Here is a 22,799-nt window from a genome sequence, read left to right on the forward strand (position 1 = left end):
CCAGTCCAGCGACGAGCACCAGCCCCCCGGACGCGACCGGCCCCCATTCGTGCTTGCCCAGCCCTTCGTCGATGGGCTCCCAGGCGTGGGTCAGCACATCCCACACCAGGAAGATCAGGATGCCGATGGCCACGGCGTTCAGCCCGGCCTTGAGTCGCGGAGTCGGCGTGCGCAGCCGGCCCAGTGGCAGTCCGAGGTAGATGGTGAAGCCGGCGATGGCGCCGAGCAGGGCGATGTTCGTGCTGGACATGACGGGCTCCAGTCAGCATGTGCGGGGACGACCACAGACAGTAAGTCAGGCAAGGCTCACCTAACAGGCCCACGGGTCGGTTTTGAGAAACCTTGACGAAGTCATGACCGCACCGCGCCCAGATCTATTCAACCTTGACTAGCTGCCCCACGCCCCCTACCCTCCCTCACTAGTCAAACTTGATGAATCCATATCGAGCAGCGCACTCAAGGAGCCCCAGTGACGACCGTTCTGCCCGACACCGGGTACGTCCCCACCGATGAAGACCGCGCGAGCCTGGACAGCTGGTTCGCGCAGTACGACGCGCACAGCGCGCAACGGCATGTCGAGCGGATGGCCGATATGGCGGTGTTCCCCCTGAACCTCGTGAGCGACGACTCGGCCGGCGACGGTCGTACGGCGCAGTGGGACCGGGAGCAGTTCATCGCGACGATGACGCAGGTGATGGGGGCGGGCGGCGAGGACATCGCCTTCCGGTCCACCCGGACGCCCGTGTTCCTCTCGCCGTCCCTGGCCGTGGTGTTCACCGATGCGGCCATGACGACGGCGGGCCGGACTCGGCGGCTGCGCTATGCCGACATCCTCGTCAGGCGGGACGGGGTCTGGGCGTTCCAGACCATGATGCAGAGCGGCTGGGGCGACAACCTCTAGCGCCCCTGCCGGCAGGGCTCCTCCACCAGGACCGCTATCCGCCCGACCGCAGGGCGTCCAGGTGCCGCCGGAGCACCTGGCGTAGCTGCTTCGGCGGCATGCGGTCCGGGAGGAGCGCCGCCTGGAGGGTGAGGCCGTCGAGCAGGGCCGTCAGGCGCCTGCTCTCCACGTCCACCTCCAGGTCGGCCGGCATTCCCCCCATGCGCCGGGCCTCGGACAGCACGCGAGCGACGAGATCGCGCATGTCCTGCTGCATCTCGGCCGCGCAGGGCCGCAGTTCGGGGCGGGTGTGGGTCGCCGCGGTGAAGGTGATCCAGAGGACCGCCTCTTCTCTGCGGGCGTCGTCGAGGGGGAGGAACTCGGCCAGGAGTTCCTCGGTGGCCGCCCGGCGGTCGAGGTCGCCGTCCGGGGCGAGGAGCCGCTCGGCGTGGGCGCGGATGCGCTCGCCGGTGCGCCGGCCCAGCTCCCGCATGGCGAAGATCATCAGCTCGTCGTGGTCCGTGAAGTAGTGGCGGACCGAGCCGATGGCGAGACCGGCCTCCTCGGCGACGTTGCGGAGCGAGGCGCCTTCCAGGCCGCGTTGGGCGACGACGGCCAGGACGGCCTGCGCCACGGCGCGGCGCCGGGCCTCGGGGTCGACGATCTTCGGCATGTTGCCGTTATAGCACGGACGAGCTAACATCTTTTTAGCTCGACCGTGCCATAAAGAGCGCACGGCGAGACATGGCAACGTCCGGATGGGTGGTACGCGCGTGAATCCCTGGCTGCTGACGGCGATCATCGGGGTGCTCGTGGTCGTCGTGGTGATCAAGCGGCGGATCGGTGAACCGGTCAACGTACGGGAGCTGTTCACGGCGCCGCTGATCCTCACCGGCATCGGCGTCCTGTCCCTGGTCAAGATGACCGGGGTGACCGGTACCGACTACGCGTGGGTCATCTCCGGTGCCGTACTGGGCGGCGCCCTCGGAGCGCTGCGCGGCGCGGCCGTCGAACTCACACCCAGGAAGGGCACGTTGTGGCAGCGCTACACCGGGCGCACCTTCCTCATCATGGTGGGCAGCCTGGTGGTCATGGCGGGCTTCAACGTCCTCGCGGTGAAGCTGGGCATGCAGGAGAGCGCCCGCCCGGTCCAGCTCCCCCTGGGGGTGAGCTTCCTCGGGGAGTCACTGGCGGTGGGGTGGCGCGGAACGCTCTCCGGGATTCCGTTCGCGCCGGCGGCACGGGGGCGCTGACGGGACATCGCCTGCTGCGGAGGACGGCCGTCCCTCCTCAGGGGACCTCCCCGGCAATCCGCCGGCCGGCGGAAACTCGGGTGCGGAGAGGTGGACACGGCTGCGAGGATGCCCGGTTCACGCAAGGAAGGACGGGGACCGGGATGGGGACTGGGGCCGGGGTGGAAGCCACGGGGGCGGCGGTGCGGTCTGCGGGGTGTCTGATCCTTTCGGGGATGCCGGGGGCGGGGAAGTCGACGGTCGCGCCGCTGGTGGCCGCGCATCACGAACGGGCGGCGCAGATCAGCGGGGATGTGCTGTCGTACATGGTCGTCCAGGGGCGGGTCGGGTTCCAGGGGCGGCCCGCCGAGGAATCCCGGCGTCAATTGCGGCTGTGCGCACGCAATATGTGCACGCTGGCCAACAACTTCGCGGAGAACGGGATCTTCCCGGTCATCGAATACACCGTCGCCGACCGCGAGTTGCTGGACCTGATGGTGGCCATGCTCCGTCCGGGGCCCGTCATGTTCGTGGTGCTGGCGCCCCCGGTGGAGGTCTGCCGCGAGCGCAATGCGACGCGGGCGGCCGTGGCACGTGTCGACTACGACGTGGCACCGTTCTACCGGGCCATGGAAGAGGAGTTGGCCGGGGTCGGGTGGTGGCTGGACAGTGCGGCGCTGACGGCCGAGCAGACGGCTGCGGCGATCGTGGCGGGGGCCCGTGACGAGGCCGTCGTCTGAGGTGAGGGGCGGGGTGCGGGAATGAAGGGACAGACGGTCACCAGCCGGCAGCGCGGCGATCGGCCGCCGGAGGCGCAGGCCGTGTTCGGGGTCGGGGTCATCGTCGTGGACGGGGGCGGCCGGGTACTGCTCGGGCGGCATCGGGCCGGGACGTGGGAACTTCCCGGCGGCAAGATCGAGCCGGGTGAGAGCGTGCCGGCCGCCGCCGCACGGGAGTTGGCGGAGGAGACCGGGCTGCGCGCCGAGCCGGCCGCGATCCGGCTGTTCGCGATGCTGCACGATGCGGTCCACGGCCTGAACCGCATCACCATGGCCGCGGTCCTCACCACGTACGACGGCGTGCCGTACCCGGCGGAGCCAGAGCACGTCAGCGCCTGGGAATGGCACTCCCCGGCCGGCCTGCCCAGTCCGCTGTTCACGCCCTCCGCACAGATTCTGGCGGCCTGGCGCCCGGACCTCGACATCGCGTTCCCGGCGGCGCACCGGTTGACCGTGACGGGAGTCGGCGGCGGCCTCGGGGCGGGCACGTAGCGGCGCGTCTCGACGCCCCCGGCGCCCCCCCGGCCATGACCCGCACAATGCCCCCATGGCAACCGTCCTCGCGTTCCACGCACACCCCGACGACGAAGTCCTGCTGACCGGCGGCACGCTCGCCCGAGCCGCCGCCGAAGGCCACCGGGTGGTGATCGCGGTCGCCACCGACCACATGGCCGCCGACCCGCACACCGAGTCACCCCGGCTCCGTGAACTCCGGGCGAGCGCAGGGGTCCTCGGCGCGCACCGGGTCGTCCACCTGGGATACACGGACAGCGGCCACGGCCCGGTGCTCCTCCCGGACCCGCCGGGCCGGACGCGCTTCGCACGCGCGGACACGGAGGAGGCCGCCCAACGCCTCGCCGCCCTGCTGCGCGAGGAGGACGCCGACCTGCTGATCGGCTACGACGCCAACGGCGGCTACGGCCACCGCGACCACGTCAAGGTGCACCAGGTGGCCCGGCGCGCCGCCGAACTGGCGGGCACACCACGCCTGTTGGAGGCCACCATGCCGCGCGAGACCATCGCCCACCTGGTGCGGCTGATCCGCGTTCTGCGGATCCCGCTCCGATACGACCCCGACGCCTTGCGCACCGCCTACAGCCCGCGCTCCGCCATCACCCACACCCTCCGCGTCCGGCGCTTCGCCCGGCAGAAGCGGGCGGCACTGGCCGCACACCGCTCCCAGGTCGCCGGAAGCGGCCGGCCGGCCACGGTGATGCGGACGCTGATCCGCCTTCCGGCCCCGGTCTTCGGGCTGCTGCTCGGGCGGGAATGGTTCGCCGAGGTGGTCGTACGGCCGGCACCCCTGCCGCACCCCGCCGGGCAGCGGCCACAATGACCCCATGACACGGAACAGCGCCGCAGCGGTCCGCCGGCTCGACCTGGGCTACTTCGTCCGCCCCGCCGAGGAGACCGGCGGCCCGCACCCACGCGTCGAACCCGCGCTCGCCTACCTGGTGGCACACGATCGCGGCTTGCTCCTCTTCGACACCGGCATCGGCGCCGCCGACCCGGAGACCGAGGCACACTACCGCCCCCGACGGCGGTCCCTCCAGGCCGCGTTGGCAGCCGCCGGAACAACCCTCGCGGACATCTCGGCCGTGGTGAACTGCCACCTCCACTTCGACCACTGCGGCGGCAACCCCCTGCTGCCCGGCACGCCGATCATGGTCCAGGACGTGGAGCTGGCCACCGCCCGCAACGGCGGCTACACCATCGACGAACTCGTCGACTTCCCGGGCGCGACCTACGAACTCCTCACCGGTGAGGCGGAGATCTGGCCGGGCGTCTGGATCATTCCCACACCCGGCCACACCGACGGACACCAGTCACTGGTCCTCCGCCGGCCCGACGGCACCGTGGTCCTCGCCGGCCAGGCGCACGACTTCGCCACCGACTTCGCCACCGCCCACCTCGCCCGCCACGCGACCCTGGACGGCGCGGACCGCCCCCTCCCCCCGTACGCGTCCTGGCTCGATCGCCTCGCCGCATTCGACCCGCGCCGGGTGTACTTCGCCCACGACGCCTCGGTCTGGGAACCGACGACGGGTGTCGAGCCGGTCCGGGTGGAGCGCAACGTCGGGTCCGTGGAGCGCAACGTCCGGTCCTAGTGCGGCGGTTGTGCCGGCCGGCACGGCGCGGCGCTCACCCGACCCGGCGGAGGAACTCGATCACCTCGGCGACGACGCCCGCCGGATCGTCGTCATGAATCCAGTGCCCGGCGTCCGGGAAGGTGACCAGGTGCGTATCGGCCCGGCGGTCGACCATCTCCCGGGCCAGGTCGGCGGGCAGCAGGGTGCTGTTGCCCCCACGGAGCACCAGCGCGGGGCAGGTCGAGCCCAGCCAGTCGGCCCACCACTCCCCGACGTTGCCCTCCTGAACGGCCATCATGTCGTCCCAGTCGAACAGAAAGCGCCAGCAGTCCCGTTCCTCGTCCCGGACCGCGCTCTGGAGGAAGTAGCCGACATCGGGCATGCCGGCCGCCTCCGCCACCTGCCGGGCGAGCTCCTCCTTCGTGGGGGCGGCGGCGGGCCAGCCCCGCACGTCCAGGACGGGACGGGCGATCTCCGGTCGCCGCATCAGCGGGCCGGCGTCCTCGATGACCAGCGCGCGCACCAAATCGGGGTGGTGGGTGGCGAGTTGGTAGGCCGTCACGCCTCCCGCCGAGTGCCCGAAGACCACCGCGGGCCCCAGGCCCAGTACCCGCAGCAGATGCGCGGCGTCCTCGACGAAGTCCTCGCGCGTATAGCCGTCGGCGTGGTCGCTCAGACCGTGGCCACGCTGGTCCGGGGCGATGACCCGGGCGTGTGCCACGAGCCCCCGCGCCAGCTCCGCGAAGACCGCGCCCCTGCCGAAGGCGCCGTGGAGCAGCAACAGCGGTGTGCCGCTGCCGCCGTAGTCGACGTACGAGAGCCTGGGGCGGTCACGATGCGAGGGGAGCTGACACTGCTGCATGGTTATCAGCCTATTGCGGCCGTGTGCCGGCCGGCGTCCACTCCCGCCCTTGCTTCCGCCCCTCCGCCCCCTCTGCGACTCCCGCTTCCGCTACGGGACGGAGGCGCTACCCGGCGTCACGCGGACGCGCTCCGCGGGGCACCGCGAAATCGGTGAGCAGCGCCGTCCGCGGGCCGGCCGCCGACCAGGTGCCGCGCTGTGCGAGGACCGCGATCGCGCTGGTCGGGAACTTCTCCCGGGCGCGGTCCAGGGCATCGCCCAGGGCCTGGGCGGCACACCGCAACACCACCTCCTGGGCGGCCGGGTTGTGGCCGACCAGCAGCAACGTCCGTACGTCGTCGGGGGTTTCCCGCACGACGGCGAGGACATCGGCGGGATCCGCGTCGTAGAGGCGGGGGTCGTGGCGGACCGGCGGCGGGTCCGGGAGCTGCGCGGCGGCGAGTTCCCACGTCTGGCGGGCGCGGACGGCGGTGGAGCAGACCACCAGGTCCGGTACGCAGTCGGCGTCGCGCAGCCAGCGTCCCGCGGCCGGCGCGTCCCGCCGGCCCCGCCCGGCCAGCGGGCGGTCATGGTCGTCGACGTCCGGCGGCCAGGCGGACTTGGCGTGCCGGAGGACGACCAGTCGGCGCGGTCCTTGCATGGGGTGGCCTTTCTGTCTCGGTGAGCGGCGACCGTATCGGGCGAGTTTCGCATCCCGCTCCGCCGTCCCCGCGGCGGCGGACGACGCGATTCGGACACGCGGCGTCTGCCCCCACGGCCTGCTGCGCACCGCTCCAGGGCGCACCCGCCGTGGTCGGCACCACCGGCCCCCCGCTCACCTGATGCGATCACGCTGATAGCGTCTCCGCCGATGTTGAGGGCATGTCACCGGCATGCCACCGTACGGGGAGGACACACCGACCATGATGGGCCACTCGCACGCGGTGAGCGGCGCTCTGCTCTTCGCGGGCACCGCACCCTTTCTGCCGCCGATGCTGATGCACACTCACCTGATGCCGCAGGAGATCCTGATGGGCACCGTGCTGTGCGCCGGTGCCGCGCTGCTGCCGGACCTGGACCACCACGACGGCACCATCGCCAACTTCCTGGGCCCGGTCTCCAAGGTCCTGTGCCGCTTCGTCGCGTGGATCTCCGGCGGTCACCGGCACGCCACCCACTCGCTGTTCTTCATCGCCCTGATGACCGCGGGCACCTGGGCCGGGGTGACGTACCTGGGCCGGCCGTTCACCCTCGGCATGACCTTCTTCCTGCTGGCCCTCGCGGTGCGCGCCCTCAACCTCTGCCCGCCCGGCCACGGCTTCTCCGCCTGGAGCACGATCGTCGCGACGGCCGGGATCGGCACCGGCGTCATCGCCAAGTTCATCCCGTCGGCCCCCGGCTGGCTGCCGTACGCGGTCGGGCTCGGCTGCCTGGCCCACCTGCTCGGGGACTCCATCACGAAGCAGGGCGCCCCGTGGCTCTGGCCGCTGAAGACGCGCTACGAGATCGTCATCATCAAGCACAGCGGCAACAAGCTGGAGACGGAGATACTCACCCCGATCATGGGCGTCGCCACCGTCGTCCTGCTCTGGTTCACGGCGCTGTCGCCGCACTCCATCAGCTAGGGCCGGTGCGATACGTCAGTCGGTGCGTCCGTCAGTCCGATACGCCGGGGGCCGCCACCCGGACCGCACCCGGTGGCCTGTCCGGGCCCGCCCCGCCGCGGCCGTTGCGGCAGACTGCGGGGCATGACCGCCACTCACAGCTCCGCACGCGTCCACGCGGTCCCCTACCACTCGCAGTGGGCGTCGCCGGAGCTCGTCCCCGCGATCCTCAGCGGGGCGATGCCGGCGGCGCAGGATCCGCGCTGGCCGGCGTACGGGGCCCGGAGCCCCGAGGAGTACGCGTGGTGGTCCTGGCGGCTGTGCGGTGTGGCCTGTCTGCGGATGGCGCTCGCGTACTGGCAGGGCGCCGCACCGACCGCGATGGAACTGGCGGCCGAGTGCCTTGCGGCCGGTGCCTACGTACGGCATGACGAGGGCCTGCACGGTCTGGTCCACGCACCGTTCGCCGCCTACGTCGAGCGCCGCTGGGGCCTCGCCGCGCGGTCCCGGCCCGATCTCCCGCAGCGCGAGATCCCCGAACTCGTCGCCGCCGGCAAGCTGCTGCTGCTCTCGGTGCATCCGTCCATCCGGGATGCCGACCCCCGGCCGCCGCACCGGGGAGGTCACCTGGTGCTGGCCGTCGGCAGCGCGGACGGCCATCTCGTCGTCCACAACCCCTCCGGACTCCCGGCGCACTCCCAGGAGTTCGCCCGCGTTCCCTGGGAGACCTTCGACCGGGTCTACGCGGGCCGCGGCGTCGTGCTGGGCCCCGGCCCTGACACCCCTCCGCGGCTTCCGTAGCCCGGCGCCCCGCGCTGCCCTCACACGCCGATCGCCCCGTCGATGCGTTCGCGGAGCAGATCGGCGTGCCCGTTGTGCCGGGCGTACTCCTCGATCATGTGGATGAGGACCCAGCGCAGCGAGACCCGGCCGCGCCAGCCGTCGTCGCCCGCGATGTCGAGTCCGGGCGCCGCGGCGACGAAGGCGTCGGCGAACGCCACCTCGGCACGCCACGCTTCCCAGGCCGCGGCGACGACCGCGGGATCGGGTACGGCACCGTCGAAGTCGCCGTCCGGGTGCGCCGCGGAGGAGAACAGCCGCGGTGCCTCCTGCCCGGCCAGGACCTGCCGGAACCAGCGGCGCTCGACGTCGGCGAGATGCCGGACCAGCCCGAGCAGCGAGAGCGTGGAGGGTGCGACGGCGCGCCGCGCCAGCTCCGCTTCCAGACCGGCGCACTTCAGCTCCAGGGTCCGGCGCTGAGCGCGCAGGAAGCCGACGAGCATGGCGCGTTCGTCGCCGGTGGTGGGCGCATCGAGCCGGTCGTCCCGCTCCTCGTCGACGAACAGTTCGGCTCTTCTGCGCGGACGGCTTGCAGCACTCATCGTCATCAACTTCCTTACGGATTCGGGTGGGTGAGGGAAAGTCCGGAGGTGCGTGCACCGGCGGCCCGGCCGCGCGTGCTGCCGGACTCGCCCCGCTTCCCCGGGCCTTGAGGATCATCCCGCTGTACGCCTTCGGGCGCATCCGTCGGTACCTGTTCCGCCAGGAACAGGATGGAGCCGCCCTCGTCACGCGAAGATCCGGCGGTGGCCCTCCACCGGCACCACGGCCGCGGTGTCCGGGCCCCCGGCTGACCGCTGCCCGCATCCTGGCTCCCGGCCGCCGATGGCCCGCACCCGCTCGCACATCCCTTCGCGGACGTGCAGCGGTCCGGGGGCGGCGCCGACCGGGAGAGCCGCCGCCCGGCGCGGCGCGGCCGTTCTCGTGGCGCCCTTCCTGAAGGATGGGGGCAAACCACCCGTAACCGCGCATAGCTCACTGCGCCCGTTGCACCCATCCTCAGCAGAACAAGGGCACGCACCATGGAGATGCACCAGCCGGCCGCCCCGGCCGCGCCCAGGAATCCCGGCCTCAAGCGGGACATCGGACTGATCGGACTGATCTGGGCCTCGGAGGGGTCCATCATCGGATCCGGGTGGCTGTTCGGCGCCCTGTTCGCCGCGCAGGCGGCCGGCACCGCGGCGCTGGTCTCCTGGGGCATCGGCGCCGTCGCCATCATCATCCTGGCGTTCGTGCACGCCGAGCTGGGGGCGGCGTACCCGGTCGCGGGCGGCACCGCACGCTTTCCGCACTACGCGTTCGGCAGCGCGGCCGGGGCGTCCTTCGGCTGGTTCTCGTGGTTGCAGGCGGTCACCGTGGCGCCCATCGAGGTCATGGCCTCGCTGAACTACCTGAGTGTGCACGCTCCCTGGGTCCAGACCGAGAAGAACCATCTCACCGGCGCCGGCTACGGTCTCGCGGTCGCCTTCATGGCGTTCTTCGTCGTCGTCAACTTCTTCGGCGTCAGGTGGCTGGCGCACACCAACAGCGTGGCGACGTGGTGGAAGGTGGCGGTCCCGGTCTTCACCATCGTCGTGATGGCCGCCGCCACCTTCCGGGCCGGCAACTTCGGTTACCAGGGCTTCTCCCCGTTCGGAGCCAAGGGCGTGCTCTCCGCGATCAGCACCAGCGGCGTCATCTTCGCCCTCCTCGGCTTCGAGCAGGCCGACCAACTGGCGGGCGAGAGCCGGAATCCGGCCCACGACATCCCGCGCGCGGTCATCGGCTCGATCCTGATCGGCGTCCTCGTCTACATGGCCCTCCAGGTGGTGTTCATCGGCGCCCTGCCGCACAGCGCGTTCGCCCACGGCGGCTGGGCCAACCTCTCGTTCACCGGCAAGGCGGGCCCGTTCGCCGGCCTCGCCGACTCCATCGGCCTCGGGTGGCTGGCCACCCTCCTCTACGTCGACGCGGTCATCTCCCCCTCCGGCACCGGCCTGGTCTACACGACCGCCACCTCCCGCATCTCGTACGGCCTCTCCCGCAACGGCTATGTGCCGGCGCTCTTCGAGCGCACCAGCAGACGCGGTGTCCCGTGGATCGGCCTGCTCTTCGCGTTCGCCATCGGGCTGATCGTCTTCCTGCCGTTCCCCACCTGGCAGAAGCTGGTCGGCTTCGTCACCTCCGCCAGCGTGCTGATGTACGCGGGCGCCCCGCTCGCCTTCGGCTGCCTGCGCAAGCAGGACGCGGACCGGCCGCGTCCGTACCGCCTGCCCGGCGGCATGTTCTGGGCCCCGGTGGCCTTCGTCGTCGCGAACCTGATCATCTACTGGGCCGGCTGGGACACCCTGTGGCGCCTCGGAGTGGCGATCGTGCTCGGCTATCTGCTGCTCGGCGGCTCGGCGCTGCTCGGGCTCAACCCCAGGGCCCCGCACCTGAACTGGCGGAACGCGCAGTGGCTGCCGGTGTACCTGGTGGGCATGGGCGTCATCTCCTGGCAGGGCGGCTTCTGCAGTACGGGCCCGGCGTCCAAGGTCTCCTGCGGCGCGACGGACGCCATCCCCTTGTGGTGGGACATCGGCCTGATCGCGGTGTTCAGCCTGGCCATCTACTTCTGGGCGCAGGCCGTGCGGCTGCCGGACGCCCAGACGCAGGAGTACATCGGGTCCGTGGAGGTGGTGACCGGAAGCTGACTGCGAAGCCCCCTCGGGGCCCTACGATCACCCGATCGGGGAAACCGGGGAAGATCGGGGAAGGGGAACCGGATGGACCGGAGCATCCGCACCGTGGACGACGTACTCAGGCTCCTGGACGGCCTGTTCGCCCCGGACGCCGACCGCTGGACGGCGACCGGGGCCTCCTGGTGGGACGGTTTCTACGCGGACCGCAGCAAGGACGTGCCGTTCTTCGCGGCGAAGCCCGACGAGAACCTGGTCTCGTATCTCGACCGCGGTCTGATCACCGCCGGCCGCGCCCTCGACCTGGGCTGCGGTCCGGGCCGCAACGCCCTCCACCTCGACGCACAGGGCTTCACCGTGGACGCCGTCGACCTCTCCCCGACGGCCGTGGCCTGGGCCGCCGACCGGGCCCGCGAGGCGCGGGCCGGGGTCCGGTTCCACTGCGGCGACGCCTTCGACCTGATCGGCACCGAACTCGGCGGCCGCTACGACCTGGTCTACGATTCCGGCTGCTTCCACCACCTGCCGCCGCACCGCCGCATCAGCTATCTGGCCCTCCTCGACCGCGTCCTGGCCCCCGGCGGCCATTTCGCCCTCGTCTGCTTCGCGGCCGGTGACCAGGGCATGGGATCCGAACTCGCCGACGCCGACTTCTACCGCGAGTCCGGTCTCCACGGCGGCCTGGCCTACACCCCCGAGTCGCTGCGGCACATCTTCGCCGGCCTCACCGAGCTCGAATTCCGCCGCATGCGCGACGAGCCCCCCGAGTCCGCCCGCTTCGGCGAACCGTTCCTCTGGACGGCCCTGTTCCGGCGTGACGCAACCGCCCGGTGACGCGGTCCGCGGACCGGCCGTCGCAGGGCAGGGGCACGGTCGTCCGGAAATCTCCCCGCGCCGGTGCCGCGACGCATCCCGACACGCAGCGGGCTTTAGAGGTTGCGCAACATTGAAGGTACTGTCTGCGTGTCATTGCTCGGTACAGGCGGGAGGCCGAGGTGAGCGCAGTCAGCTACCCCGTGCGCGGGACCACTCGTGCGAAGTCGGCCTGGGGCAGAGTCCTCGGGCGGGGCTCCATAATCCGGCGGCTGGACTGGATGCTGTTCGGATCGGCCTTCGCCCTCTCGGCCATCGGCGCGGTGCTCGTGTACTCCGCGACCCGCGGCCGTATGGAGCTGAACCAGGGCGACCCGTACTTCTTCGTGCTGCGGCACATCATCAATACCGGGATCGGCCTCGCCCTCGGGGCCCTCACCCTCTGGTACGGCCACCGGCGGCTGCGCGACACCGCGGCCATCCTCTACGTGCTCACGGTGGTGCTGGTCTCGCTGGTGCTGACCCCGGTCGGCGCGACGATCAACGGCTCCCGGCGGTGGATCGTGGTCGGCGGCGGGCTGTCCATCCAGCCCGCCGAGTTCGTCAAGGTCGCGATCATCATCGCGATGGCCGTGGTCCTCACCTCCAGAGTGGACGCGGGCGACCTGGCCGGCCCGGACCAGCGCGGCATCATCCGGGCGCTGGCCCTGGGCGGCTTCCCCGCGCTGCTGATCCTGCTCACCCCGGACCTCGGGCAGGTGCTGGGGATCGTGGCGATCGTGCTGTGCATGCTGATCGCGGCGGGCGCGCCGAAGCGGTGGGTCCTGGGGCTGGTGGGGACCGGGGTGGTGGGCGCGCTGGCGGTCTGGCAGTTCCATCTGTTGGACCAGTACCAGATCAACCGGTTCGCGGCGTTCGCCGATCCCGCGCTCGACCCCTCCGGCGTCGGCTACAACACCAGCCAGGCGCGGATCGCGATCGGCGCCGGCGGGCTGACCGGGTCGGGCCTCTTCCAGGGGGCCCAGACCAACGGCCAGTTCGTACCCGAGCAGCAGACCGACTTCGTCTTCTCGGTCGCCGGTGAGGAACTGGGCTTCCTCGGCGCGGGCCTGATCATCGCCCTCATCGGCGTGGTGCTGTGGCGCGCCTGCCGTATCGCCCGCAACTGCCCCGACCTGTACGGGACGGTGGTCGCGGCCGGGATCATCGGCTGGCTGGCGTTCCAGTCGTTCGAGAACATCGGCATGAACCTCGGCATCATGCCGGTGACCGGGCTGCCACTGCCGTTCGTGAGCTACGGCGGGGCGGCGATGTTCGCGGGGTGGGTCGCCATCGGCCTGCTGCAATCGATAAAGGTCCAGCGGGTGATGTCGGCCTGAGCCCGGGCGCGGACCGGGCCGCCGCACGCGCCGCCGGCTCCAGAGGCAGGATCCCTGGAGCCGGCGGCGCGTGCGGCGGGCAGAGCCCGGGCGGCAGGGAGAGCCCACGTCGCACCGCGGGTCCGGGCCCTGTCGTCAAACTCCCGCCTGCCGGCCGACGCCCCGCACGCACTCTCGCCGCACCGGACGCCGCGTTGCCCGCCCTTCGGGCGGACGACGGGAGTTTGACGACAGGACCTAGCCGAGCTGGCGGGCCGCGAACGCCGACCGGAGCTGCTTCCCGTTGACGAGCAGGGCGACGCCGAGCAGCGCGAGCCCGCAGACCCCCTGCTCGACCTTCATCCATATCGGGAAGGTGCCCGGCAGCACGATGATGGCCGCAATGGCCACGATCATGACGGCGGAGACGATCCGCAGCCTGCGGTACGCCCCGCGCGAGCCGCGGGCCGTCCGCACGGCGAACGCGAACGTCAGCAGGGCGCTGGCGACGACGATGGTGCCGCGCACCCACACGGCGTCGTTCACCACCGCGGCGTCGTTGCGCAGCGCGACGATGGCGACGAGGGTGAGCACGCTGATGCCGAGGTAGCCGCCGGCGAGCCACTTCATCCCGCGGAACGCGGCCTGGCTGCGCGGATGCTGGAGCTCTTCCTCGGACAGCGCGGCAGCGCGCGGGCTCCGGGCGTTCATGCTGGTCCTCTCCTTGGCGACGCGGGCCGCGGCGGCGGCCGAAGCGGTGACACCGTCCCTTCCGGACGGCCGCTCCCAGCATCCGGCCCGAACGCAGCCCATACGTCGCCCCCGCGGAGGAGACCGGGACCCGGTCCGCCTCAGGGACCGGTAGGGGCCGCCCCGTACGCGCCGTAGGGGCTGTCCCGTAAGGGCCGGAGGAACCGACAGCCCATCAGCCCCATCAGCCCCCTCAGTCCCAGTCCCAGCGGACGCCGTAGGTGCCCGGGCCCGGGTCCGACAGGGCGAGGTGGGCGCTGTTGCCGTTGCCGATCCAGAGGGGGCCGAGCCTGCGCTCCGGCGCGTCCCGGCGCGGGGTGTAGAAGGCTTCGCAGGTCACGGGGATCGCGTCGGGGGCGAATTCGACTTCGATGACCAGCGCGGACGCGGGGCGGTAGAGCGAGTGCCGGGTGCACTGCTGCGCGGGGGATGTCCCGGGTGCGCTGTGGGAGACGTACTCGACGGTGGCCGTGTCGCCGGTGTTGAGGACGCGGTCGAGGATGAACTCGGCGACGCAGTAATGCGTTTCCGGATCCGTACGGATACGGCCGAGCCGTACGGCGCGTACCGCTTCGAAGTGGGTCGCGGCTCCTTCGTTGTGCATGACGGCGATGATCCGGTCCACTCCGTCCTCCTCGGCTCGTACGGCCTTCCGGACATGCGTCCGGTGCGGCGTGCGGTCGGCGGTGAACCGCTCGTGGAGGTGGGTGTAGAGCGTGGACACGGACCACAGGGACCGCAGGGCCTGCGGCCCCAGCGAGGTCAGGGTGCGGTTGAGGCTGCCGGAGCGCGACCAGACCGCACCGGTCGGCAAGGGGGTGGACGACGCCGTCCAGCGGCCACGGGATCGCGGGGGGCCGAGCAGGGGCATCAGCGTATGGGGAGTAAGTTCCAGGATCTCCTCCAGTAACGCCACTGCCCGGAGGGATTCCGCCCGCTCCGGCCGGTTGCTGCCCCGCTGCCAGTAACTCAGCGCCGCCGGGCTGACGTTGGCGCCGCGCTCCGCCAGTTTCCGGCTGATGCGGTGGAGGCTGAGTCCGCTGTTCGCGATTGCCGTGCGCAAGGTCTCGCTGAACGGGCCGGTATGGAAGTTCCGTTCGATCTCGGAGAGTGACCGGCGTTTCTCGGGCATGAGGAATGCGCTTCCTGACTGCCGCTCGGTTTACCGGCGGGTGAAGCCCGGTCAACGCGGCGGATAACTGTGGGGGGAATAGGGGGGTGAAGAGAGGGGGAGAACACCGGGGATCCGGCGGGTAGATGGTGCGGGTGGCGGCATGAAGTGTCAAGAGTCGTAACTGAATGAACAGACTGTGCGCCGCTCCCCCGCCATCCGACGAGGCGCCCGACTCCCCTCCTCAAGAGAGTCGACTCCGTTACGGAAAAGGGTTGACCGGCCGGTCGACGTGGCCGCTACCTTCGCAACGGCCGGCCGGAAGAAGGCCGGAAGAACCCCGCTGGTCGGATACCTGAGGAGGAGACATGTCAGCGCGGCGGAAATCCACGCGACGGACAACAACCGGGGTGGCTTTGCTGGGTTGTCTGCTGGCCGGTTCGGCGCAAGAAGCGCAGGCGGCCACGGCACAGAATCCGCTTTCCCGCAGCCACCGCGGCGTCAGCAAGGAGACCTGGCTGAAGGACGTCCAGACGGTCGCGGACGAGGCACGGCCGTGGGTGGAACGACGGCTCGCCGACGTCCCGCCGGGGCAGCATCCGGCGATTGTGCTGGATATCGACAACACCGCACTGGCGACACACTTCGACCCCGGAGCGCCCGTAGAGGCGATACTCGCCATCGCGCGCTACGCGGAAACGCACCACGCCGCCGTCCTGTTCGCCTCGTACCGCCACCAGGACGCCCACGACAAGACGGTGGCCGACCTGAAGAATGCCGGATATCCCGTCGACGGCCTCTGCCTCAGGCCGGACGGCAGTTCAGCGGGAAAGGCGGAGGTAAAGCGCAACTGTCGGATCGGCTACGAGAAGAAGGGATTCACGCTCACCGCCAACATCGGCAATCGCGATACGGATTTGCAGGGCGGCCATGACGAGAAAGGTTTCAAACTGCCGGACTACGACGGTTGGTTGAGCTGAGTCTCGCCCCGGCACACGTGTCCGCCGAACTCACCGGTACCGCACCCCGACCTGCCACGGCCGGTCCGCCCCGCTCACCAGGGCAACGCCCGGTCCGGCATCCCGTTCGGCATCGACGAGGCGACCCTGTCACCCGTGTACCTCGACTTCGAGAAACGTCACGCCCGACCAGCTGCGCCCGACCAGCTGCGCACCCGCAGCCGGTACAAGGCACGGGACGCGTGCGTACTCGTCGACGACCACGACCTGGCGACGGGCGCCAGCGGCAATCCCCCGCAGCCGCTGCTGGAGTACCTGCCGTTCGCCCGCGGTCCGGGGCCCCGCCCGATCATCGCCCGCAGCGCCTAGGGGGCCGGGTGCGCGGTCTTCGCGCCGGTGATCCAGCGCACCGTCGAACTGGGCGCGCAGGGCCCGCTGCTGTCCGGCGACGCTGCGGAGGGACCGCTGATCGGCAATCAGCGGGCGATGCGGCTCCCGCCCGGCCGGGCCCGATTCATCACGCGGAAGCGGGGCGTGGGACCGGTGCGGACGGCCTGGGTCCCACCGGGGTGACGCACAGGGCCCGCCCGCACTCCGATCACGGATCGTGCCCTGCCCGTCACGATTTGTCCCTGATGGCGGGTCGTCCGCTCCGGCCCGCGCCACAGATTTGCCCCGGGCCGGGGGCGGTATGCCACAGTGGGCCACCCGGCCGGCCGGGCGCGCCCGCGCGCGCAGGACCCGCCGGGCTCCCCATACCTCATACCCCCCGTACCACGGCCCCGGCCGCGCCCTGCGCATGCCCGGATTGTCCCCGTCCCCTCACGTCCTTCCCCAGAGAGCGATGCAGGCAACGACCCTTGTCCCCCGGACCGCGGACCTCTTCGACCAGGGCCTGGAGCTCCAGGCCGGCTCCGCCCTGCTGCGCTTCGGCGCCGCGCGGCAGCGCCCGGCCCACCGGATCAGCTGGTCCGGCGACGGCGCCGCGGCCTGGCTCGACGAGCCGCGCGGCCATGTCTGGAGCGTCGGCGACGCCACCGCCGCCGCCGGGCTCGTGCTGCGCGCCGCGCATCAACTTCCCGGTCGCGTCACGGAGTTCACCGGCCCCCGAGGGACCGACACACTGCTGGGCCGGCACCTTCCGGTGACCGACCCCGTTTCCTGGATCTTCCGCTGGACGCTGGAGGAGCCCCCCGTCCACCGGGCAGAGGAGCGGGTGGTGATCCTCGGCGAGGCGCACCACGACGAGCTGCTCGCCTTCCTCACCGAACACAGCCCGGCCCACTCGACCGGCCCCGGCTCCTCGGCGGTCAGCCTCTGGGCCGGCATCCGCGGCGCGGACGGGCGGCTGGTGGCGTGCGGTGCGCTGAGCAGCCTGCGCGACAGCGGCGCCCCGCTGATGGCCTCGGTCGCGACGGACGCCGCACAGCGCGGCCAGGGGCTCGGCGCGGCACTGACCTCCTGGCTGACCCGCTACGCGATACGCCACCACGGCTTCTGCACCCTGTGGCAGCTCACCGACAACGCCCCCGCCGAACGGCTCTACACCCGCCTCGGCTACCGCAACGAGGACCCCTGCGTGTCCGCACGCATCGCCACGGACTGACGCCGGCGGCCGGCGCCCCGGCCCGAGTACCGGTCGGCGGCGGAAGCCGCCCGTCCGCTCCAGCGTCGTCACCCGCCGGGACGCGTACGCATGCCGGGGTGCGAGGCGTCGAACAACCGGGCGGCGGAGGGGCCCAGCCGTCGGCGTGGGCGCGTTGAGGTGCGGCGGTGGCGGTGGAACCGCAGTCCCCTGCCGGACTTCTCCGGACGCAGCGGCGGAAGCGCGTCGGTGAGGAAGAAGAAGTGCGCGATGACGTGCACCAGCCACCGGTCGAAGGTCATCAGCCCGCGGAACTGGCGCCGCGGATAGTGGCCGGTCCACGCCAGCACGCCCGCGGGAGAGGTGAACACCAGGAGCACCACGGCGGCCAGCATCAGCAGCGCGGAGAGCCCGCCGAGCCACCACACCAGCCGGAAGGCCAGGGCGAACAGCACGAGCAGGAGGTACTCCGGGAGGGCGCGCAACCATGACGCCACCAGCCGCCAGCCGCGCGGCATCCGACGCGGGCCGTCGACGTACAGACGGGTCGGGTAGTCGGGGACGGCGCCCAGGCTGAACGGCGGATAGCGGTCCGTGGCCAGCGCGCCGTAGGAGTAGAAGACCACCCGCCACGCCCACCGCAGCGCTCCCGTGGTGAAGCGGAACAGCACCGGCGGATAGCGCCCGGTGAAGAGCATGGAGACGAACGCGAGCGCGCTCGCGGCCAGGAAGAGCATCCACAGCGCGGTCAGCGCGATGTGGTGCGGCACGAGCAGCAGCCACTTCACCGCCCAGAGCCAGCGCGACAGCGGCTCGTCCAGCTCCGCCTCGATGCGCACCGGCCGGTACTCCGCGGCGAGCGTTGCCATGACGGTCAGCTCCTTCCCGCAGGGGGAACGGCACTTCCCAGCCTGACCGGGGCGGCGCGGGCCGACCAGGGCTGTTCGGCCCATTCCGGCCGGGCTCTTCGACCGCGGCCGGCTCGGTGTGGCTCGCGGGGGGCGACGCCGGGCGTCAAGCCCCAGTAGAGCGGGTGCCCCGTCGCGCCTGAGCGGGACGGGGCACCCGTGGTACGGAGCGGCGAGCCACGCTAACCGCGCGCCACCTGCTCCGGGATGGCCGGGCGGTCGGCGGTCTTGGTCTCCGCGCCGTGCGCGAAGGAACCGGCGTCGTCCGCGTCGCGGTGCGGCTTCTGCTGGGCCTGGAGGCGCGGCAGGATGCGGCGCAGGTCCTCCAGGAACAGGTCGCCGAGGTCGTGGCCGAAGCCGTTGCGGATCACCACGCGGAGCGCCGCCAGGTCGGTGCGGTTGGCGGGGAAGGTGTACGCCGGCACCAGCCAGCCGCGCTCGCGCAGTGCGGCGGAGACGTCGAAGACGGTGAAGTTGGTGATGTCCTCGCTGACCCGGAAGGCGAAGACGGGGAGTTCGCTGCCGTCGGTGATCAGGGTGAACGGCCCGATCTTGGCGATCTCCGCGGCCAGCCGGGTGGCGACGTCCCGGCAGGTCTGCTGGACGACCTGGTAGCCGTCGAAGCCCAGCCGCAGGAAGTTGTAGTACTGGGCGATCACCTGGGCGCCGGGGCGGGAGAAGTTCAGCGCGAAGGTCGGCATATCGCCGCCCAGGTAGTTGACGTGGAAGACCAGGTCCTTGGGCAGCGCCGCGGCGTCCCGCCACAGGGCCCAGCCCACGCCGGGCATGACCAGCCCGTACTTGTGGCCGGAGGTGTTGATGGAGGCGACGCGCGGCAGCCGGAAGTCCCAGACCAGGTCGGGGTCGAGGAACGGGGCGATCATCGCGCCGGAGGCGCCGTCCACGTGGACGGGCACGTCGATGCCGGTGCGCTCTTGAAGGTCGTCCAGCGCCGCGGCGATCTCGGCCACCGGCTCGTAGGCGCCGTCGAAGGTCGAGCCGAGTACCGCCACGACACCGATGGTGTTCTCGTCGCAGAGCTTGACGGCCTCTTCCGCGGAGAGGATGAAGCGGTTGCCCTCCATCGGGACGTACCGCGGCTCGACCTCGAAGTAGTCGGCGAACTTCTCCCAGCAGATCTGGACGTTGATGCCCATCACCATGTTGGGGCGCTCGGTGGACCTGCCCTCGGCGCGCCGGCGGTGCTGCCAGCGGCGCTTGAGCGCCAGCCCGGCGAGCATGGCCGCTTCACTCGATCCGGTGGTCGAACAGCCCACCGCCGCATGGGAGTCGGGGGCGTTCCACAGGTCGGCGAGCATATGGACACAGCGCGCCTCGATCTCGGCGGTCTGCGGGTACTCGTCCTTGTCGATCATGTTCTTCTCGGCGCACTCGGCCATCAGCTGCTGCGCCTGCGGCTCGGCCCACGTGCTCACGAAGGTGGCCAGGTTCAGCCGGGCGTTCCCGTCCAGCATCAGCTCGTCATGAACGATTTGGTACGCGGTGTCCGGGTCCATCCCCTCCCCCGGCAGCTCGAACCGGGGGACCTTGAGCGGCTCCCGGCTGAAGACCGGGTTCACGGTGAGATGGGGGCTGGCGTCGCGGTGCTGGTGGGGTCGCTTGAGTGGCATGGTGAGCGTGTCCTCTTCCGGGTGCGTGCCGAACCTTGCAGCGGCGGCCGGCCAGGCCGACCCTCCCGCCCGGCCTGGCCGGTCCACGCGCGGCGGCCAGGGTAGCGGCTTTCACTGTGCGTGCAACGGAGACCGCCGGGCCACGGGCGCACCCACGGCGCCATCAGGCCAAGTCGCCCGATTTCCGCCGCCCTGCACCACGCGTAGTAGCGGAGCGGAGGCGGGGAGTTTACGCAATCGGTCGTCACGGAGGGGGGTCGTCGGGTCGCCGAGTGTGTGCTCGCACCCCTGCCGTGCCCGTGTCACGTCCCGGTCGTCCCGGCGCGCGGCGGACGACCGGACGCCGGGCGATCGCGCCGCACCCCCGCTCGGCGCGCGGGATGCGGCCGGAGCTGGTCTTCTGGTGGTGGCAGTCAGCAAGGGGGAGAGCCAGATCCGGGGAGAGATCCAGATGAGTAGCTACCGAGTCGCACAGGCCGGCGCCGCGGGCGCACCGTTCGAGATCGTCGAGCGGGAGGTGCCGGAGCCGGGCCCCGGCCACGTACGGATTGCCGTGGCGGCCTGCGGGATCTGCCACAGCGACGCCATGTTCGTGCAGGGCGAGCTGCCGGGTGTCCGGTTTCCGCTGGTCCCCGGGCATGAGATCGCCGGGCGCATCGACGCGGTCGGCGAGGGTACGGACAGCCGCTGGCGGGTGGGAGACCGGGTCGCGGTCGGCTGGTTCGGCGGCAGCTGCGGACACTGCACGCCCTGCCGGCAGGGCGACTTCATCGTGTGCCCGCAGCTGAAGGTGCCGGGGTGGGCGTACGACGGCGGTTTCGCGGAGATGACGGTCGCGCCGGCCGACGCCCTGGCCCGGATCCCCGACGGGTTGGCGGCGCCCGACGCCGGGCCGATGGCGTGCGCCGGGGTCACCACGTACAACGGGCTGCGGCGCAGTTCGGGGCGGCCGGGCGACCTGGTCGCCGTCCTCGGCCTCGGCGGCCTGGGCCACCTGGGCGTGCGCTACGCGGTCGCGATGGGCTTCGAGGTCGTGGCGATCGCCCGCGGCGCCGACAAGGGGGACTTCGCCAAGCAACTGGGCGCGCACCACTACATCGACAGCACGGCACGGCCCGGCGTCGCGGAGGCGCTCCAGTCCCTCGGCGGCGCCAGGGTGGTACTGGCCACCGCCGCCAACTCCAGCGCCATCACGGCGACCGTGGACGGGCTGACCCACCGCGGCGAGTTGGTGGTCATCGGCGCGGACAGCGAACCTCTGGGGATCTTCCCGACCCAGCTCCTCATGAACGCCCGGGTCGTCCGCGGCCACCCGTCGGGCACCGCACAAGACGTCCAGGAGACCATGGAGTTCAGCGTGCTGCACGGCATCCGCCCCACCATCGAGACGATGCCGCTGGAGCACGCCAACGAGGCATACGGGAGAATGCTGGCGGGGGCGGCGCGGTTCCGGATGGTGCTGACCGGCTGATGAGGAACGGGCGCCGGTCCGGCGCAGGACGGTAGGGACCTACGACCGTGCTGCGCCACCGCACGTCCCGCAGCACGTCCCGCCGCCCTGAACCGCCCGCAAGCCGACCCCAAGCCTGCAACCGACCCCAACTGCCCACCACCGCACGGATATCGACGCCGGGGCGCGACCGTACCGCCGCCCGCCCCGCGCCGGCGCACGCTCGTCCCGACCCAGGAGGATGCATGTCCCAGTCCGCCGCCCAGGCCGCCGGCCGCACCCATCGTCTGGTCCCCTCCCCCGCGGGCCGGATCCACCTCGTGGAACAGGGCAGCGGGCCGCTGGTCCTGCTGGTGCACGGGTTCCCGGAGTCGTGGTACTCGTGGCGCCACCAGATGGCGACGCTGGCGGCCGCCGGGTATCGCGCGGTCGCCATCGATGTGCGCGGCTACGGGCGCTCCTCCAGGCCCGCGAACGTGGACGCCTACCGCATGCGCAACCTCGTCGAGGACAACGTCGCCGTGGTGCACGCCCTCGGCGAGCGGTCCGCGGTGGTCATCGGGCACGACTGGGGCTCGCCCATCGCCGCCCACTCCGCGCTGCTCCGGCCGGACGTCTTCCGCGCGGTCGGGCTGCTCAGCGTGCCCTACACGCCCCGCGGCAGCCACCGGCCCAGCGAGGTCCTGGCCAGGATCGGCGGGGAGGACGAGTTCTATGTGAGCTACTTCCAGGAGCCGGGCCGGGCCGAGGCCGAGATCGAACCGGACGTGCGCGGCTGGCTGGCCGGCATCTACGCCGCCCTCTCCGCCGACGCCATGCCGGCGCCCGACGCCCCGCCCCCGTTCCTCGTGAGCCCGGGTGGCATGCTCCGGGACCGCTTCCCCGCCGGCCGGCGGCCCGCCTGGCTCAGCGAGGACGATCTCGACTTCTACGCGGGGGAGTTCGAGCGTACCGGCATGAGCGGAGCCCTCAACCGCTACCGGAACATGGACCGGGACTGGGAGGAGCTCGCCGACCTCGCCGGCGCCCCGCTCACCCAACCGTCCCTGTTCATCGGCGGCAGCCAGGACACCACCCTCAGCTGGCTGGCCGACGCGATCACGGCGTTCCCCACCACCATGCCGGGTCTGGTCGCCTCGCACCTCCTCGAAGGCTGCGGTCACTGGATCCAGCAGGAGCGCCGCGACGAGGTCGATCGGCTGCTGACCAAGTGGCTGGCAGACCTTCCCGGTTGACGGCCGCCCTCGCCGGCCGAGGCCCGGCCTCCCCTGCCCCTCGCCCCCCCTGGCTGCCGTTACGGCTCCCCCCCGG

Annotated in this window: 25 protein-coding genes and 1 pseudogene; 17 read left to right on the top strand and 9 right to left on the bottom strand. The window is 71.8% G+C overall.

Annotated elements, in window-relative coordinates:
• A pseudogene (locus RZ84_RS39525) lies at positions 1-250 on the bottom strand (zinc permease); the annotation flags it as partial.
• 219 nt (positions 251-469) lie between these two features.
• Here RZ84_RS39525 and RZ84_RS04445 point away from each other — a divergent pair.
• Positions 470-901, top strand: a complete 432-nt coding sequence (locus RZ84_RS04445) for a hypothetical protein (RefSeq protein WP_043263170.1) — start codon at positions 470-472, stop codon at positions 899-901.
• A 34-nt stretch (positions 902-935) separates the two neighbouring features.
• Here RZ84_RS04445 and RZ84_RS04450 read toward each other — a convergent pair whose 3' ends face one another.
• Positions 936-1,553, bottom strand: a complete 618-nt coding sequence (locus RZ84_RS04450) for a TetR/AcrR family transcriptional regulator (RefSeq protein WP_043263171.1) — start codon at positions 1,551-1,553, stop codon at positions 936-938.
• A gap of 100 nt (positions 1,554-1,653) precedes the next feature.
• On the opposite strand from RZ84_RS04450, the gene RZ84_RS04455 reads away from it, so the two are divergent.
• The 5 genes from RZ84_RS04455 to RZ84_RS04475 all read left to right on the top strand — a co-directional run bounded on the left by RZ84_RS04455 (position 1,654) and on the right by RZ84_RS04475 (position 4,999).
• Positions 1,654-2,133 carry a DUF1453 family protein gene (locus tag RZ84_RS04455; protein ID WP_052229782.1) on the top strand — a complete coding sequence of 160 codons (480 nt, stop codon included), beginning with the start codon at positions 1,654-1,656 and terminating at the stop codon, positions 2,131-2,133.
• 215 nt (positions 2,134-2,348) lie between these two features.
• Positions 2,349-2,852, top strand: coding sequence for an AAA family ATPase (locus RZ84_RS04460; RefSeq protein WP_241777572.1), 504 nt, complete (start codon positions 2,349-2,351; stop codon positions 2,850-2,852).
• Between the two features lie 21 nt (positions 2,853-2,873).
• Positions 2,874-3,383, top strand: coding sequence for an NUDIX domain-containing protein (locus RZ84_RS04465; protein ID WP_043263173.1), 510 nt, complete (start codon positions 2,874-2,876; stop codon positions 3,381-3,383).
• A 55-nt stretch (positions 3,384-3,438) separates the two neighbouring features.
• Entirely contained in the window at positions 3,439-4,227 is a 789-nt protein-coding gene (locus RZ84_RS04470; RefSeq protein ID WP_043263174.1) for a PIG-L deacetylase family protein, read from the top strand.
• A gap of 4 nt (positions 4,228-4,231) precedes the next feature.
• Positions 4,232-4,999, top strand: a complete 768-nt coding sequence (locus tag RZ84_RS04475) for an MBL fold metallo-hydrolase (RefSeq protein WP_052229783.1) — start codon at positions 4,232-4,234, stop codon at positions 4,997-4,999.
• A 34-nt stretch (positions 5,000-5,033) separates the two neighbouring features.
• Here the strand turns inward: RZ84_RS04475 and RZ84_RS04480 are convergent, their stop codons facing one another.
• Complete coding sequence (locus RZ84_RS04480) at positions 5,034-5,843, bottom strand: alpha/beta fold hydrolase (RefSeq protein ID WP_043263175.1); 810 nt, start codon at positions 5,841-5,843, stop codon at positions 5,034-5,036.
• 106 nt (positions 5,844-5,949) lie between these two features.
• Positions 5,950-6,483 carry a SixA phosphatase family protein gene (locus RZ84_RS04485; protein WP_043263176.1) on the bottom strand — a complete coding sequence of 178 codons (534 nt, stop codon included), beginning with the start codon at positions 6,481-6,483 and terminating at the stop codon, positions 5,950-5,952.
• Between the two features lie 262 nt (positions 6,484-6,745).
• Here RZ84_RS04485 and RZ84_RS04490 point away from each other — a divergent pair, with 262 nt between their 5' ends.
• Together RZ84_RS04490 and RZ84_RS04495 are read left to right on the top strand one after the other, a co-directional pair.
• A complete protein-coding gene (locus RZ84_RS04490; protein WP_043263177.1) occupies positions 6,746-7,447 on the top strand; it encodes a metal-dependent hydrolase in 702 nt (233 codons plus the stop codon).
• A gap of 123 nt (positions 7,448-7,570) precedes the next feature.
• Positions 7,571-8,227, top strand: a complete 657-nt coding sequence (locus tag RZ84_RS04495) for a C39 family peptidase (RefSeq protein ID WP_043263178.1) — start codon at positions 7,571-7,573, stop codon at positions 8,225-8,227.
• Between the two features lie 20 nt (positions 8,228-8,247).
• Here RZ84_RS04495 and RZ84_RS04500 read toward each other — a convergent pair whose 3' ends face one another.
• A complete protein-coding gene (locus RZ84_RS04500) occupies positions 8,248-8,808 on the bottom strand; it encodes a DinB family protein (protein WP_043263179.1) in 561 nt (186 codons plus the stop codon).
• Between the two features lie 480 nt (positions 8,809-9,288).
• On the opposite strand from RZ84_RS04500, the gene RZ84_RS04505 reads away from it, so the two are divergent.
• The 3 genes from RZ84_RS04505 to RZ84_RS04515 all read left to right on the top strand — a co-directional run bounded on the left by RZ84_RS04505 (position 9,289) and on the right by RZ84_RS04515 (position 13,115).
• Positions 9,289-10,938 (top strand): APC family permease, encoded by a 1,650-nt coding sequence (locus RZ84_RS04505; protein ID WP_043263180.1) that lies wholly within the window; start codon positions 9,289-9,291, stop codon positions 10,936-10,938.
• Positions 10,939-11,010: 72 nt separating this feature from the next.
• Positions 11,011-11,757, top strand: coding sequence for a class I SAM-dependent methyltransferase (locus tag RZ84_RS04510; protein ID WP_043263181.1), 747 nt, complete (start codon positions 11,011-11,013; stop codon positions 11,755-11,757).
• Between the two features lie 260 nt (positions 11,758-12,017).
• Positions 12,018-13,115, top strand: coding sequence for an FtsW/RodA/SpoVE family cell cycle protein (locus RZ84_RS04515; protein ID WP_107068072.1), 1,098 nt, complete (start codon positions 12,018-12,020; stop codon positions 13,113-13,115).
• Positions 13,116-13,352: 237 nt separating this feature from the next.
• On the opposite strand, the gene RZ84_RS04520 is transcribed toward RZ84_RS04515, so the two are convergent.
• Together RZ84_RS04520 and RZ84_RS04525 are read right to left on the bottom strand one after the other, a co-directional pair.
• A complete protein-coding gene (locus tag RZ84_RS04520; protein WP_043263183.1) occupies positions 13,353-13,805 on the bottom strand; it encodes a hypothetical protein in 453 nt (150 codons plus the stop codon).
• A gap of 232 nt (positions 13,806-14,037) precedes the next feature.
• Positions 14,038-14,976: a transcriptional regulator gene (locus RZ84_RS04525; protein WP_052229784.1), complete on the bottom strand. Its 939-nt coding sequence runs from the start codon at positions 14,974-14,976 to the stop codon at positions 14,038-14,040.
• A gap of 389 nt (positions 14,977-15,365) precedes the next feature.
• Here RZ84_RS04525 and RZ84_RS04530 point away from each other — a divergent pair, with 389 nt between their 5' ends.
• The 4 genes from RZ84_RS04530 to RZ84_RS04540 all read left to right on the top strand — a co-directional run bounded on the left by RZ84_RS04530 (position 15,366) and on the right by RZ84_RS04540 (position 17,520).
• Positions 15,366-15,935, top strand: coding sequence for an HAD family acid phosphatase (locus tag RZ84_RS04530; RefSeq protein WP_241777573.1), 570 nt, complete (start codon positions 15,366-15,368; stop codon positions 15,933-15,935).
• Between the two features lie 135 nt (positions 15,936-16,070).
• Complete coding sequence (locus RZ84_RS04535) at positions 16,071-16,283, top strand: hypothetical protein (RefSeq protein WP_043263185.1); 213 nt, start codon at positions 16,071-16,073, stop codon at positions 16,281-16,283.
• 27 nt (positions 16,284-16,310) lie between these two features.
• Entirely contained in the window at positions 16,311-16,487 is a 177-nt protein-coding gene (locus RZ84_RS38765) for a hypothetical protein (protein WP_157878764.1), read from the top strand.
• Positions 16,488-16,758: 271 nt separating this feature from the next.
• Positions 16,759-17,520, top strand: a complete 762-nt coding sequence (locus RZ84_RS04540) for a GNAT family N-acetyltransferase (protein ID WP_043263186.1) — start codon at positions 16,759-16,761, stop codon at positions 17,518-17,520.
• 68 nt (positions 17,521-17,588) lie between these two features.
• Here the strand turns inward: RZ84_RS04540 and RZ84_RS04545 are convergent, their stop codons facing one another.
• Both RZ84_RS04545 and RZ84_RS04550 read right to left on the bottom strand, forming a co-directional pair.
• Positions 17,589-18,368, bottom strand: a complete 780-nt coding sequence (locus RZ84_RS04545) for a DUF4389 domain-containing protein (RefSeq protein ID WP_052229786.1) — start codon at positions 18,366-18,368, stop codon at positions 17,589-17,591.
• 221 nt (positions 18,369-18,589) lie between these two features.
• Positions 18,590-20,038, bottom strand: coding sequence for a glutamate decarboxylase (locus RZ84_RS04550; RefSeq protein WP_043263187.1), 1,449 nt, complete (start codon positions 20,036-20,038; stop codon positions 18,590-18,592).
• 451 nt (positions 20,039-20,489) lie between these two features.
• On the opposite strand from RZ84_RS04550, the gene RZ84_RS04555 reads away from it, so the two are divergent.
• Both RZ84_RS04555 and RZ84_RS04560 read left to right on the top strand, forming a co-directional pair.
• Complete coding sequence (locus RZ84_RS04555; protein WP_043269154.1) at positions 20,490-21,509, top strand: alcohol dehydrogenase catalytic domain-containing protein; 1,020 nt, start codon at positions 20,490-20,492, stop codon at positions 21,507-21,509.
• 224 nt (positions 21,510-21,733) lie between these two features.
• Positions 21,734-22,723, top strand: coding sequence for an alpha/beta fold hydrolase (locus RZ84_RS04560; RefSeq protein ID WP_043263188.1), 990 nt, complete (start codon positions 21,734-21,736; stop codon positions 22,721-22,723).
• Positions 22,724-22,799 lie beyond the last annotated feature (76 nt).

The organism is Streptomyces sp. CT34, from assembly GCF_000805335.1.
In the GTDB taxonomy this organism is placed as follows: Bacteria; Actinomycetota; Actinomycetes; order Streptomycetales; family Streptomycetaceae; genus Streptomyces.